The organism is Pseudomonas sp. B23(2017) (genome assembly GCF_002113725.1).
Lineage (GTDB): Bacteria > Pseudomonadota > Gammaproteobacteria > Pseudomonadales > Pseudomonadaceae > Aquipseudomonas > Aquipseudomonas putida_Z.
In genome coordinates this window covers 452,044-465,159 of the sequence record NZ_NEJM01000004.1, presented here as the reverse complement: position 1 = coordinate 465,159, position 13,116 = coordinate 452,044, and the positions used below count along the sequence as shown (strand labels likewise).

12 protein-coding genes are annotated in these 13,116 nt (G+C 63.4%); 4 read left to right on the top strand and 8 right to left on the bottom strand.

Features of this window, described 5'->3' with window-relative positions; genetic code table 11:
- A partial coding sequence (locus CAG46_RS10150) for an immunoglobulin-like domain-containing protein (protein WP_143493558.1) occupies positions 1–3,190 on the top strand: 3,190 nt, incomplete at its 5' end.
- A gap of 332 nt (positions 3,191–3,522) precedes the next feature.
- Here the strand turns inward: CAG46_RS10150 and CAG46_RS10145 are convergent.
- Positions 3,523–3,708 (bottom strand): hypothetical protein, encoded by a 186-nt coding sequence (locus tag CAG46_RS10145; protein WP_025339711.1) that lies wholly within the window; start codon positions 3,706–3,708, stop codon positions 3,523–3,525.
- Positions 3,709–4,001: 293 nt separating this feature from the next.
- The gene (locus CAG46_RS10140; RefSeq protein ID WP_085615052.1) at positions 4,002–5,045 is read right to left on the bottom strand and encodes an alpha/beta fold hydrolase; all 1,044 of its coding nucleotides are present in this window, start codon (positions 5,043–5,045) and stop codon (positions 4,002–4,004) included.
- 208 nt (positions 5,046–5,253) lie between these two features.
- On the opposite strand from CAG46_RS10140, the gene CAG46_RS10135 reads away from it, so the two are divergent.
- Positions 5,254–5,607, top strand: coding sequence for an SH3 domain-containing protein (locus tag CAG46_RS10135; protein WP_025339709.1), 354 nt, complete (start codon positions 5,254–5,256; stop codon positions 5,605–5,607).
- A 573-nt stretch (positions 5,608–6,180) separates the two neighbouring features.
- Here CAG46_RS10135 and CAG46_RS10130 read toward each other — a convergent pair.
- A complete protein-coding gene (locus CAG46_RS10130) occupies positions 6,181–7,086 on the bottom strand; it encodes a LysR family transcriptional regulator (protein ID WP_085615055.1) in 906 nt (301 codons plus the stop codon).
- A gap of 97 nt (positions 7,087–7,183) precedes the next feature.
- Between CAG46_RS10130 and CAG46_RS10125 the strand changes: the two genes are divergently transcribed.
- The gene (locus CAG46_RS10125) at positions 7,184–7,945 is read left to right on the top strand and encodes a TSUP family transporter (RefSeq protein WP_025339707.1); all 762 of its coding nucleotides are present in this window, start codon (positions 7,184–7,186) and stop codon (positions 7,943–7,945) included.
- A gap of 1 nt (position 7,946) precedes the next feature.
- Here the strand turns inward: CAG46_RS10125 and CAG46_RS10120 are convergent, their stop codons facing one another.
- The 5 genes from CAG46_RS10120 to CAG46_RS10100 form a co-directional block, all read right to left on the bottom strand.
- On the bottom strand, positions 7,947–9,371 hold the full coding sequence (locus CAG46_RS10120; protein WP_085615058.1) for a GGDEF domain-containing protein: 1,425 nt from the start codon (positions 9,369–9,371) through the stop codon (positions 7,947–7,949).
- A 139-nt stretch (positions 9,372–9,510) separates the two neighbouring features.
- On the bottom strand, positions 9,511–11,340 hold the full coding sequence (locus tag CAG46_RS10115; RefSeq protein ID WP_085615060.1) for an SLC13 family permease: 1,830 nt from the start codon (positions 11,338–11,340) through the stop codon (positions 9,511–9,513).
- Positions 11,341–11,567: 227 nt separating this feature from the next.
- Positions 11,568–11,951: a glycine zipper domain-containing protein gene (locus tag CAG46_RS10110; RefSeq protein ID WP_025339704.1), complete on the bottom strand. Its 384-nt coding sequence runs from the start codon at positions 11,949–11,951 to the stop codon at positions 11,568–11,570.
- A 74-nt stretch (positions 11,952–12,025) separates the two neighbouring features.
- Positions 12,026–12,220 carry a hypothetical protein gene (locus CAG46_RS10105; RefSeq protein ID WP_085590806.1) on the bottom strand — a complete coding sequence of 65 codons (195 nt, stop codon included), beginning with the start codon at positions 12,218–12,220 and terminating at the stop codon, positions 12,026–12,028.
- A 126-nt stretch (positions 12,221–12,346) separates the two neighbouring features.
- Positions 12,347–12,637, bottom strand: coding sequence for an RcnB family protein (locus CAG46_RS10100; RefSeq protein ID WP_085615062.1), 291 nt, complete (start codon positions 12,635–12,637; stop codon positions 12,347–12,349).
- Positions 12,638–12,751: 114 nt separating this feature from the next.
- Between CAG46_RS10100 and CAG46_RS10095 the strand changes: the two genes are divergently transcribed.
- Complete coding sequence (locus CAG46_RS10095; protein ID WP_016498900.1) at positions 12,752–13,102, top strand: hypothetical protein; 351 nt, start codon at positions 12,752–12,754, stop codon at positions 13,100–13,102.
- Positions 13,103–13,116 lie beyond the last annotated feature (14 nt).

Below are 13,116 nucleotides of genomic sequence, written 5' to 3'. Positions count from 1 at the left end.
CATCAATGGCATCACCGAGCAAGGCACCGGCAAACAGGTCTTTGAGAACCTGGTCAAAGGCGACCCGGTCACCCTGCAGATCACCGACGAACCAGGCACTCCAGGTAACCCTGGCACCCCGGGCACGCCGAATGGCGGCGATGAAGTGACGCTGACCCTCACCGGCAATGCCGTGCAGGAAGGCAACACCACAACCATCACCGGCACCCTGAGCCACCCGGCAGGCCAGACCTTCACCGTCACCCTGAGCAACGGCCAGACCCTGACCTTCGCCAAGGACGCCACCACTGCGACCACTGCACCGTTCGTGGCCCAGAGCGATGATGTGTACCGTGACGGTGAAACCCAGACCGTCAGCGTGACCGATGCCGGTAACCACAACTTCGAGAACCTGAACACCAGCGCCACCACGACGATCACCGTGAGCGACACCGTCGACACCGTGAAGGCCGAGTTGAGCATTTCGCCGAACCCGGCCGTGGAAGGGCAGGCGGTGACTTACACCATTACCCTGACCGGGCCGGCCGGTGCCGATTTGACCCAGCATGGCGGCCTAGATATCGAGCTGAGCAACGGTAAGGTGGTTCACATCGCAGCCGGGCAGATCAGTGGCTCGCAGTCGGGTGTTCTGGCGGACAACGTCTATGTCGGCAACAGTGCCCCAAGCATCGCCATCTCCGGGATCACCGAGCAAGGCACGGGCAAACAGGTCTTTGAAAACCTGGTCAAAGGCGACCCGGTGACCCTGCAGATCACCGACGAGCCGGGCACCCCAGGTAACCCTGGCACCCCGGGTACGCCGAATGGCGGCGATGAAGTGACGCTGACCCTCACCGGCAATGCCGTGCAGGAAGGCCACACCACAACCATCACCGGCACCCTGAGCCACCCAGCGGGCCAAGCGTTCACCGTCACCCTGAGCAACGGCCAGACCCTAACCTTCGCCAAGGACGCCACCACCGCCACCACCGCGCCGTTCGTGGCACAGAGCGATGACGTATTCCGTGACGGCGAAACCCAGACCGTCAGCGTGACAAATGTAGGCAACCACAACTTCGAAAACCTGAACACCAGCGCCACCACGACCGTCACGGTCACCGATACCATCAACACCGTGACGGTCGTGCTGAGCGCTTCGCCCAACCCGGCAGCCAAGGGCCAGGAGGTGACCTACACGGTCAATCTGGAAGCGCCTGCTGGCATGAGCGCAAGCAACCATGGCGGCCTGACCATCAAGCTGGACAATGGCCTGACCATCATGGTGGAGGCGGGCGGCACCACCGGCACGGTGAAAGGTGCCATTCCCGACGGTGTCTTCGTGGGTGGTGGCAGCGTGTCCGTGGGCATCGACCAGATCACGCAGAATGGCACGGGTAGCAAGGTGTTCGAGAACCTGGTCCCGGGCGCCAGCGTTGCGGTGGGCATGACCAATGCCACGCCAACCATCACTTCGGGTGCCGCGCTGGTGTCCGAGGAGGGGCTGATCGGCGGGAACAAAGACACCGTCGGTTCACCAGCCGACCAAAGCGACAGCAAGTTGTACGCTGGCAAGCTGACGGTCAGCGATATCGATACGCCGTCGGCCAACCTCTCGGTCAGCCTGGCAGCACCATCGACAGCGCTGACGTCCTCTGGCCAGAGTGTGCAATGGGCGTTGTCCAATGGCGGCAAGACCCTGACCGGCACGGCCGGTGGCAAGGACGTGATCGAAATCAGGATCGACAACGCCGGCAACTACACCGTGGAACTGAAGGGGCCGCTCGACCATCCGAACCAGGCGGCCGAGGATGTACTGTCCCTCAACGTTGGTGTCAGCGTTTCCGACGGCAGCACCTCATCGACCGGCACGCTGACGATCAGCGTCGAAGACGACAGCCCGACCTTCGCCCCCAGTGACAATGCCGGCATGTGGAACACTGTTGGCTACACGGCGGTTGGCGACACGCACTTCCTGGCGGGCGGTGATGGCGTGGGCACGCTGAAGTTCGGCACCATCGTTGGCCTGCCTTCGGGCTGGAGCAGCAAGGCAACGGATGCAAGCGGCACCACGGTGGAAGTTTTCGACGGTACCACGAAGGTGTTCACGCTTGCCTTGGGAGCGGATGGGCACTACACCGTCACCCAGAACAGCATGCGTGAAGGTAGCCGAGATACGTTCAACCTGGAAAGTTTGAAATCCGGGAATACCTCAACCCTGCCTGTCACTTTCACCAGTGGCATAACGGCCACCTTCGAAGCCTTGGCCAGTGCTACAGGGAAGCCGACGATCAACGTCGGCAATGGGCTGGGGGTGGGTAACAACCACTTCTCTGCCAACGAAAAGTTCTCCGTGGCGTTCACCGATGCCCTGCAGCACGCCGTCTCGATGAAAGAGGTCACGCTAGGCATTGCGCGGCTTCAGGTCAGCGGTGACGTCAATATCATCGCCTCCTACAAGGACGCCAATGGTGTTGTGCATGAAGCAACGAAGACTTACACCATCACCTCTGGCTCCGAGTCCATAAAGATTCTGGCCAGTGATTTCGCGGGCCTTGCCGGGCACGCCTTCGACACGATTACCCTGGCTGCACCGAGCAAGAGTACGCTTGACACCACCTTCACCAAACTGACCTATGTAGAGGAGAAACCTGCCAGCGACCTTAACTTCACGGTCCATGTCATCGGCACCGACCACGATGGTGATTCGGCAAGCAGCTCGTTCGTGGTGACATCCCATGGTGACGCAGCCTCGTCGGCGTCGATGAGCACGATGTCGCTGATGGCGAGCGATACATCGGACAGCGCCTCCACATCCTTGCTTGGCAGCGAGAACCACATCCTGTTCGTGGGGGCAGGGGACAGCACCGTCACTGGCAGCAGCGGCATCGCCGAGTCCTTTGTGTGGACGGCAGGTGATACCGGCCATGACGTGGTCAGGAACTTCAATGCTGAAGAAGGCGACCGCCTGGACCTGAGTGCCCTGCTGCAGGGCGAATCGCTATCGTCCATCGACAGCTACCTGAAGATCACCACGGTCGATGGCGAGTCGACCTTGCAGGTCAGCACCCAGGGCAAGTTCACACCCGGCGGTGACACCAGCAGCGCTGACGTGTCGATCAAGCTCGAAGGTGTGAACTGGTCGAACACCACGGTCAGTTCGCTGGTCAGTGGTGGTGATCCAACCATCAAGATCGACCACTCCGGGCAATGAGCCACGCCCCGCGGCGGCCGCCAGGCCGCTGCGGGGTTCCCCCGGCGGCCTGTTTCGATAAAGGGCGTGACGATCAGGCTGTAGGCCGTCAGAGTGGGCTTGCCGATGGTGAGTCAGGTGTCTTCTGTGGTTATTGTTGAATCCCCTCAAGTTTCTCGACTGCCTGTGCTGGCCCTTTCGCGGGCACGCCCGCTCCCACAGGTACTGTGCAAGTCTTGATTACTGTGAAGATCCTGTGGGAGCGGGCGTGCCCGCGAAAGGGCCAGCACAGGCAACACACCTCTCATGGCTTGGCGCAAAGTCCGGGTCTCGCTAGACATCTCCCACAGGTTTTACTGCAGGGTCACCGGCTTCATGCCATCCGGCAGCTTTTGAATAGCTGCCTCCATCCGCGCGATCGGTGCCGCGAGTTCGTCCGCTTCCTTGTCCTTGCCCTCCCTTCTCAGGCGATCACGCTCAAGGCGCAGGTTAAGCAAATTCTTCTGCAGCTTCAGGGCCGAGGTATTGAACGGATCCATGCTTTTCTCACGCTGTAGGCTTCCGTGCCGTTGTAGGAAAACTGGACCGTAGCAGCTCGAATTTGCTGGAGAAACTGATGTTTCATACAGGCAAATCTCACTGCTTCGATTCTTCCTACACTGCGAGGTAAAAGATCCTACAAGCCGCATTTCAAATCGTGTCTTTCAAATTTGCCTCAACACCGCGCGGTAGCTGGGCACAACCGGTTTTCACAATGCAGGCCCTCGACGCGGCTCAAACCAGGGCCTGCCGCTCCTTTCGAAACCTTATGTAGCAATTGCCGCCCCGCAAGCTACAGGTGGTCCGCATCCACCACCGCCTGGGTGAACGCCTGCGGCGCTTCCTGCGGCAGGTTGTGGCCGATGCCGCCGCTGATCAGTCGGTACTCGTACTTGCCGGTAAAGCGCTGCGCATAGGCTTCGGCTGGCGGGTGCGGGGCGCCGTTGGCGTCGCCTTCCAGGGTGATGGTCGGTACGCCGATGCTGGGGAAGCTGGCCAGTTTGGCCTCGAGCGGGTCGTAGCGCGTTTCGCCCTGGGCCAGCCCCAGCCGCCAGCGGTAGTTGTGCACGGTGATCGCCACCTGGTCGGGGTTGTCCAGGGCCTTGGCGCTGCGCTCGAAGGTGGCGTCGTCGAAGGCCCACTTGGGCGAGGCGGTTTGCCAGATCAGCTTGGCGAAGGCATGGCGGTTCTTTTCATAGCCGGCCTGGCCGCGCGCGGTGGCGAAGTAGTACTGGTACCACCACTGCAACTCGGCACTGGGGGGCAGGGGGGCCTTGGCGGCTTCCTGGCTGCTGATCAGGTAGCCGCTGACTGATACCAGTGCCTTTACCCGCTCTGGCCACAGCGCCGAGACAATGTCGGCGGTGCGTGCGCCCCAGTCGAAGCCGGCGAGCACGGCACGCTGGATATGCAGCGCATCCATGAAGGCGATCACGTCGCTGGCCAGTGCCGAGGGCTGGGCATTGCGTGGGGTTGCCGCAGACAGGAAGCGGGTCTGCCCGTAACCACGTACGTAGGGCACCAACACCCGGTAGCCTTTTGCCGCCAGGGCGGGTGCAACTTGCTCGAAGCTGTGAATGTCATACGGCCAGCCATGCAGCAGGATCACCACCGGGCCATCGGTCGGGCCTTGCTCTACGTAAGCCACATCGAGCACGCCAGCGTTGACGTGTTTCAGCGGGCCAAAGTCATCCGCCGCTGCGGCGGCTGGCTGGGGCTGCTGTGGTGCAGCCGTGGCCATGTTCGCCGCCAGCAGGCCAAGTGGCAGCAGGGCACAGGCGAGCAGCGTACGGCTGAAGCGGCGTGGCAGGGCGGTGGTCGAGTGGCGGGCAGACATTGGGCATCTCCTTGGCGAAGCCATCGGTGCGGGTTGATGGGTGCCAGTAAAGATGACGGCTGTATCGCGGATGTGTCCGCTCGGCCCGTAGGAAACGTTCTTGTGTATCAGGTCTCAATTTGTACACATGAAGATACAAACACCGGCTGGCAGCGGGTTTCGCCGCTTCTGCTACGATCGACGAGTTTTCCCGGCCAAGGAGAGGCCCATGCATTACGTTGTGATTGAACCTCACCGCAGTGAGTACCCGCGGCCCATCCGCTTCGCCAAGGGCACCTTGCTGAACATTGGCCCACGCTACGAGGGCGAGGCAGGTTGGCAGGACTGGTACCTGTGCACCTGCACCGGCCAGGAGCCCGGCTGGGTGCCGGCCCAATTGATCGAGCGGCTCAGCGTGTGCCAGGGCAGGGCGCTGGACCACTACTCGGCGCATGAACTGGATGCCGACCCGGGGCAGTTGGTGCAGATGGTGCGCCCGCTCAATGGCTGGGTCTGGTGCAGGCGCCATGGCAGCGATGAGTTTGGCTGGTTGCCTGCGCAGAAGCTTCAGCAGCTGACCTGATGTACGCGTTCGCTCCAAGTACGCAGCTCTTGTGGGAGCGGCCTTGCGTCGCGAAAGGGCCGCAAAGCGGCCCCGGCAATTTTGCGGGATGCATCGAACCCCTGGGTCCGCTGCGCGGCCCTTTCGCGACGCAAGGCCGCTCCCACAAAAGAACCGGTGCCTCACATCTGATCCGCTTTTTTTCCATAAACCTGAATCTGTAACGGTATCAGCCCAAGCCCGACAATATGCCCGTTCCCGCATCACACTTGTAGAGGTTCCAATGGGCAAGCTCGCGCTATTCCTGGGTGGTTTTCTGTTGCTGACCATTCTGATCGGTATTCTTGGCACCATTCCGCCAAGCTGACGTTAACCACCTATATCCCTCGCGGCCTGCCTGTCCTTCGGGCGGGCCCATTCCTCTTCATTGTTGGCCGATTCACCCTACCGATTTGTACGATAAGTCGTTCTTTGCACTGGGAAAACTGTCCACAAAAAACGTGGGTAGGTCTGTGGATAAAGTGCTGCAAGCCAGGCCCGCGGCGGGCTCTGTTAAATTGAGCAGAATTTGAGCAGCCGTTTCAGGGCGTTGTTTCAGTAGGCCAGACCGGCGCGGCGCAGGGCAGCCAGCAGGTCGCGTACCCGCGCCGGCAGCTCGCCGGCGGGGTACACGGCATGCATCTGCGGGTCCTGGCCGTTGCTGGAAGTCAGGCGGTACTGCGGGCATACCCGCACCAGCCGCCCGGCCTTGACCTGCGCTTCGCCGACCCAGGCGGCCAGGCGGGCGATACCGGCACCGGCCAGGGTGCTGTGGTACACCGCGTCACCTGAGTCCAGGCGCAGCCTGGGCCTGGGGCGCAGGCTGGTGATCTGGCCGTCGCGGCAGAAGTGCCAGGCCTTGAGGATGCGCGGGGCAGTGTGCAGGATCAGCGCGTGGCCTTCGAGGTCCTCGGGTTGTTGTGGCGTGCCGGCCAGTGCCAGGTATTCAGGGCTTGCATACAGGTGGCGCTGGTAATCCCACAGCGGGTAGCCGATCAGCTCGCTCGACTTCGGAAAGGCACCGCGCACCACGAAGTCGAACTTGCCTTGCAGCGGGTCCAGGGCCCCGTCGCTGTACTGCACGTCCAGGGTTACCTGGGGGTGGCAGCGGGAAAACTCGGCAAGCACCTGGGGCAGTACATGTTCACCCAGTACCTGCGGCACGGCGAAGCGGATCCAGCCTTGTGCACTACCGCTGAGCGCGGCCAGTTCGTCGGCGGCATCACGTTGCACATCCAGCAAGCGTTCGGCGTGTGGCAGCAGGCGCTCGCCGGCTTCGGTCAGGGTCACGGCATTGGCGTTGCGGTTGAGCAGTTTGCTCCCGGCGTTGTCCTCCAGGGTTTGTACCGCGCGGGTTACCGCACTGGGTGAGCGCCCCAGGGCGCGTGCGGCGGCGACGAAGCTGCGCTTGTGCGCCACGCTGACGAACGCCTGGATTTCCCGCAGCATGTCCAATGCCATTGCCTGCTCCTCGTTGCAGTTTTTGCAATGTGGCATTTCAACACAAGCGCGGCACTTTGATTAGCCTTGCAGCGTCTTCACTGCCTGGAACCGCGTCATGATGGATATCGCTGTGCTTTCCGTGTTCGCCTTCGCCGCAGGGCTGATCGACGCCGCCGTGGGGGGCGGTGGGCTGATCCAGATCCCGGCCTTGTTCAACGTGCTGCCCACCGCGCAACCGGCGGCATTGCTCGGTAGCAACAAGCTGGCGTCGGTGTGTGGCACGGCCTTCGCTGCGCGTTCGTTCATCCGCAGGGTGACGCTGGACTGGGGGTTGATCGTGCCGGCTGCGCTCAGTGCCTTCGTCATGTCATTCGCCGGTGCCGCCACGGTGTCGCTGGTGCCGCCCAGCGTGATGCGCCCGGCGGTGCTGGTGCTGATCGTGCTGATGGCCATCTACACCTTCTGCAAGAAGGACTTCGGCACGCTGCACAAACCCACAAGGATCGGCCGCAAGGAGCAGTGCCTGGCGGTGCTGATCGGTGGCGCGATCGGCTTTTACGATGGCCTGTTCGGGCCGGGCACCGGCAGCTTCCTGATCTTCCTGTTCATCCGCTTCTTCGCTTTGGACTTCTTGCATGCCTCGGCATCGGCCAAGGTGGTGAACATCGCCACCAACCTGGCGGCACTGGTGTTCTTCGTGCCATCGGGCAACGTGCTGTACGCCATCGCCTTGCCCATGGCGGCGTGCAATATCCTCGGCGCGTTGACCGGTACCTGGCTGGCGGTGCGCAAGGGCGCGGGCTTTGTACGCGGGCTGTTCCTGGTGCTGTTGTGCGTGCTGATCGCCAAGTTGACGTGGGACTTGCTGGCCGGCTAGCTCACATCACCTGGCGTTGCGGCTCGGCCTGCTCGACGCGGTTGCGGCCATGGGCCTTGGCTCGGTACAGCGCCTGGTCGGCACGCGCCAGCAGTTCGTCGAGGGTGGGGGCCGGCATGTCGGCGGCACAACCGGCCAGGCCGATACTCACGGTAATCTGCAGGTGTTGGTCGGCCTGCACCACATGCAGGTCCTGCACGGCGCGGCGCAGGCGTTCGGCAGTGAACTTGGCCCGGTCTGGTGCCAGGCCTGGGAGGATCACGACAAATTCCTCGCCGCCCAGGCGGGCGAACAGTTCGCCATCGTGCAGCTGGTCCTGCAGGGTGCCGGCGAACTGGCGCAGCACTTGGTCACCGACCGCATGGCCGTGGGCATCATTGATCGACTTGAAGTGGTCGATATCCAGCATCATCAGGGTCAGCGGCAGCGCCTGGGCGTGTTGCTGGCGGCTTTCCAGCAGCGCGTTGGCGCGGCGGGTGAAGGCGCTGCGGGTGAGCACGCCGGTGAGGTGGTCGATGGTGGCCTGATGCGCCAGGCGGGCCATCAGGCTGCGGTTGGCCTGGCTGACGCAGGCCACCACCAGCGGCCCGAGCACCAGCATGGCGATGCCCAGGCGCGCCGACATCAGCGTGGTTACCCCGGGCTCGCTCTGCGGCACGCTGAAATGCATGAGGTTTTGCGCCACCGCCACGATCAGCGTGCTGCCGGCGGTGAGTGTCAGCAGTGAGACCAGGAACGGTGAGTAAGTCCAGGCGCACCACAGCAGCGCGGCAATCGGGAAGGCAATGGCCCCGGGGCCGCCGAAGGCAATGCTGGACGCCAGCGAGGCCAGCAGCGTCAACAACGGCGCCAGGCGGATGGCCTGGGCGCCACCGCGCACCAGGGCTCGCGCCGAGGGCGCCGTCAGCAGCACTGGCAGCACCAGCACGCTGGTCGAGAACTGTTCACTGAACCAGGCCAGCCAAGTGGCGCGCAAGGACTGTTCGAACCACGGCGCGGCCATTGCCGCCGCCATGCTGGCCGCCACTATCGCCCCGGCGGCACAGGCGCCGAACACGCTGAGCACGCCGTGGGGGGTACGCATGCGCCGGTGCAGGCGCGGCAAGCGCGAGAGCAGCAGCCAGAGGGTGACCACCACGCCCAGGTTGCACAGGTTGAACCACAGGGCCGGTACCCAGGCGCTGCCACACAGCAGGTCGGCGCCGACCATGGCCAGCCAGACCAGGGCAAAGCCCGTCAGCGTGGCCTGGCGGGGGTAGCGCAGCAGCACGCCGGCCAATACCGCGTTGACCGGCCAGAACAGCGACAGGGATTCGATCGGGCGGGCCAGGATGCCGCCCAGCGTCAGGGCGAAGGTCAGGCCGAGTAGAACGACGTAGTGCAACAAGCGCGATTGGGCTGGAAAAACCATGGGCTCGACCGGCAAAGCGGAAACGAAATCCAGGACAACGGCTTGAAGCACCTGGGGCAATTGCGCATAAGTGTGTTTCGTCAGAGGACTTGATGTCAATCTGCCGCGATCGGTCGAGATAATGCCAAATTGCCTTCATTCGAGATGTGTCACCTCACAGCCCGAAGAACCACGGCACCATCAACACGGTCACCAGCATCACCAGTACGGTGAACGGCACGCCGACTTTGACGAAGTCGGCGAAGCGGTATTGTCCCGGGCCCAGTACCAGCGTGTTGACCGGCGATGACACCGGCGTCATGAACGCCGCCGAGGCGGCCAGCGCCACGGTCATGGCAAACGGGTAGGGCGACATGCCCAGCTGCGTGGCGGTGCTGACGGCCACGGGGGCCATCAGTACTGCAGTGGCCGTGTTGGAGATGAACAGGCCGATCACCGCCGTGACCGCGAACAGGCAGGCGAGGATGGCGCTGGGGCCGGCACCGCCCAGCACGCTGACCAGGCCGCCCACTGCCAGGTCGATGCCGCCGGTTTTCTGCAGTGCCTGGGCAAAGGGCAGCATGCCGACGATCAGCACCAGGCTTTGCCAGTGGATGGCCCGGTAGGCGCTGTTCATGTCGATGCAGCGGCCTGCGCCCATCAACAGGCAGCCGATCAGCGCGGCAATCACATTGGGTACCGCGCCGCTGACCATCAGCCCGACCATCACCGCCAGGCTCAGCAGCGCCTGTGGTGCGCGGGTGCGGGCGGGCGCGACCAGGTCGATTTCCGCGGGCAGGCTCAGTACCAGGAAGTCCTTGGGCTTGCCTTGCAACTGGCGCACGGCCTTCCACGGGCCGACTACCAGCAAGGTGTCGCCCAGGCGCAGCTTTTCTTCCACCAGCTGTTCTTCGATCGCCACCTGCTCGCGGCGCAAGCCCACCACGTTGAGGTCGAAGCGAGTGCGGAAGGCCAGTTCGAGGATGCTCTTGCCGAGCAGTTTCGAGCCTGGTGGCAGCAATACCTCGGCCATGCCCAGCTCCTGGGACTGGTCGATGAAGTAGGCGGCCTTGAAGTGCAGTGGCTCCAGTTGCATGGTCTGGCACAGGCTGCGCAGGTCGTCGCGGTTGGAGAACAGGTCGAGCAGCAGCACATCGCCCTGGTGCAGCACGGTGCTGGAGTCGGCGGCGATCACCCGCGTGGTGAACTTGTGCTGGCGCTCGATACCGATCACGTTGGCGCCATGCCGGGTGCGCAGCTCCAGCTCGCCCAGGGTATGACCGATCAGCGGCGAGTGAGGGCGGATGCGCAGGCGCCGTTCGCGGCCGTTGAGCTTGTAGTCCAGCACCAGGTCCAGCAGGGTGCGGCGGCTTTCCACGCGGCCGTCCTTGCGCACTTCGCCATTCAGCCAGTGCCGGGTCAGCAGCATGTAGCCGATGCCGAGCACCAGTACCACCAGGCCGAACGGGGTGAAGCTGAAGAAGCTGAAGCCCGCTTCGCCATGGCGCACCAGTTCGCTGTGCACCACCACGTTGGGCGGTGTGGCCACCAGGCTGAGCATGCCGCTGATCAGGCCTGCGAAAGCCAACGGCATCATCAGGCGGGCGGGTGATAGCTGCAGGCGTGCGGCGATGCTCAGCACCACCGGAATGAAAATGGCCACCACGCCGGTGGAGCTCATCATCGAACCCAGCCCCGCCACGGCCACCATCAGCAACACCAGCAGGCGCGCCTCGCTGTTGCCGGCCCGCTCGCTCATCCATTCGCCGATACGGTAGGCAATGCCGGTGCGCACCAGGCCTTCACCGATCACGAACAGGGCGGCGATCAACACCACGTTGGGGTCACTGAAACCGGCCAGCGCCTGCTCCACGGTGAGGATGCCCGACAGCGGCAGGGCGAGGATCACCAGCAGCGCGACCACGTCCATGCGCGGACGGTTGATGACGAACAGGGTGATGACGATGGCCAGCAGGCCGAGGACCCAGAGCAGCTCTTGGTTCATGGGGAGGGGGTGTTCCTTCACACGGGGGCACGATAGACAGTAGCAGCCAGTGTGCCGGATTGCGGTGAAGGGGGTATTGATGTGCTGCAACAAAAAGGGCCGCTAGGCGGCCCATCGCTGGCAAGCCAGGCTCCCACAATGACTGCGCATGGCTTGAGGTCAATGCGGTCGACGTGGGAGCTGGCTTGCCGGCGATGGGCTGCGCAGCAGCCCTTCAGGTCACCGGATCAGTGACGGTGACGGCGGTGCTTGCCGTTGTTGTCGCCCAGGTGGTTGCCGATGGCACCACCGGCTGCGCCACCCAGGCCAGCGCCCACGGTGGAGCCGGTCTTGCCGCCTACCGCGCCGCCCAGCAGCGAACCGCCGGCCGAACCCAGGCCACCGCCGATGGCGGCTTCGGTACGGTTGCCCTTGCGTGCACCTACCGCACTGCCGGCTGCGCCGCCGAGGCCGGCGCCGATGGCCGCCCCCGTTTTGCCGCCGATCTGTTGACCGACAACGTTACCCAGAACACCACCCAGGCCACCGCCAATGGCGGCGGTACCGTCACCGGCGAAAGCGCCCTGGCACAGCAGCAGGCCAAGGGCAAGGGAAGGCAGAGTCAGACGCATGATACGAACCTCAAAGGAATCATCAGGTTAAGGTGCCGCGCAACGGGCGGCGGGCCAGGGTTGAAAAAGACGCTTCAGCGGTAGTAGCGGTCACCACGGTATTGACGATTGTCATCATCGTCGTCGCGGTCATGCCGATGGTGGTGGCGATGGCCACGATCGCGATCACGGTCACGCCAGCCATCGTCGTCGTCATGGTAGCGATGGCTATGGCACCCTGCGGTCAGCAGGACAACGGCAATCAGCGAAAGGCTTGCAAGACGGGTCATCACGATATAGGTCCTTGATCCGCAAAGGTTTACGGCACACCCTCTGAGACTGGAAAGGATCCATTTGGTTTCGCTGGCAGGCAAAAATTTGTCGTGCCAGCGATGAGCGGCGGGGAAAGTGTGGAATCAGTGGGCTGGCTGAATTGCCAGCACCACACCGTTGGTGATCTGCACCAGCACGTAGCGCCCCCCCATGTCTACCCAGTGGCTCTCCTTTTCCGGCGCTGGCAGGCCCTTGGTTTTCCAGTCCTTGATTGCCTGGTCATCGCGTTTGTACTGGTCGGGTGCCTTGTCGCCGACCTTGAGCTCGCGGTTGTGGGTTTCTGGCGCGGTGATGCTTTCTTCGCCGGAGGGGGCTGCGGTGGCAGCGAGGGGCAGGCAGGGAAGGGCGGCGAACAGCAGGTAGTGCAATTTCATGACGTTCTCCTTGTGGCGGAATGCCTTATCTGCGACAGCCACCTGCGCGTGACAATTCACTCGCGATGCTTGCCAGTGCTAGAGTCGCCTTCTTTTTTACCCTGAGGATGGAACATGCGTGCGATTCTGCCGATGGCCGCGGCGCTGATGCTGGTCGGTTGTGCTTCTGCGACCATGGAAACGGCCCGCGGCGGCAAGCCGACCGCGCAGCTCGACTCGCACAAGGCGCCGGAACTGGTGGCCCAGTGCATCCAGTTCAGCTGGCAGGAAGAGAAGGTGTTTGGCGACGACGCCAGTGGTTATCTGGAGCCACGCAAACAGGGTGGGTTCACGGTGTATACCCGTGAAGCCGAGGCGTTCGTGGATGTGTACCCGCAGGCGGGTGGGGCGCGGGTGGATTACTACGCGCAGAAGAACGACGGTGTGGCCCTGCAGCGCCGGGCGGCGGCGGCGACCTGCCTGTAACGGCTGGCGACTTG

What these genes read in the sequence shown, in the direction of transcription:
- CAG46_RS10110 (WP_025339704.1), bottom strand. Translation starts at nt 11,951, where the DNA reads ATGCGTCTGACTCTGCCTTCCCTTGCCCTTGGCCTGCTGCTGTGCCAG.
- CAG46_RS10105 (WP_085590806.1), bottom strand. Translation starts at nt 12,220, where the DNA reads ATGACCCGTCTTGCAAGCCTTTCGCTGATTGCCGTTGTCCTGCTGACC.
- CAG46_RS10140 (WP_085615052.1), bottom strand. Translation starts at nt 5,045, where the DNA reads ATGTCTGCCCGCCACTCGACCACCGCCCTGCCACGCCGCTTCAGCCGT.
- CAG46_RS10135 (WP_025339709.1), top strand. Translation starts at nt 5,254, where the DNA reads ATGCATTACGTTGTGATTGAACCTCACCGCAGTGAGTACCCGCGGCCC.
- CAG46_RS10130 (WP_085615055.1), bottom strand. Translation starts at nt 7,086, where the DNA reads ATGGCATTGGACATGCTGCGGGAAATCCAGGCGTTCGTCAGCGTGGCG.
- CAG46_RS10145 (WP_025339711.1), bottom strand. Translation starts at nt 3,708, where the DNA reads ATGGATCCGTTCAATACCTCGGCCCTGAAGCTGCAGAAGAATTTGCTT.
- CAG46_RS10095 (WP_016498900.1), top strand. Translation starts at nt 12,752, where the DNA reads ATGCGTGCGATTCTGCCGATGGCCGCGGCGCTGATGCTGGTCGGTTGT.
- CAG46_RS10115 (WP_085615060.1), bottom strand. Translation starts at nt 11,340, where the DNA reads ATGAACCAAGAGCTGCTCTGGGTCCTCGGCCTGCTGGCCATCGTCATC.
- CAG46_RS10100 (WP_085615062.1), bottom strand. Translation starts at nt 12,637, where the DNA reads ATGAAATTGCACTACCTGCTGTTCGCCGCCCTTCCCTGCCTGCCCCTC.
- CAG46_RS10125 (WP_025339707.1), top strand. Translation starts at nt 7,184, where the DNA reads ATGATGGATATCGCTGTGCTTTCCGTGTTCGCCTTCGCCGCAGGGCTG.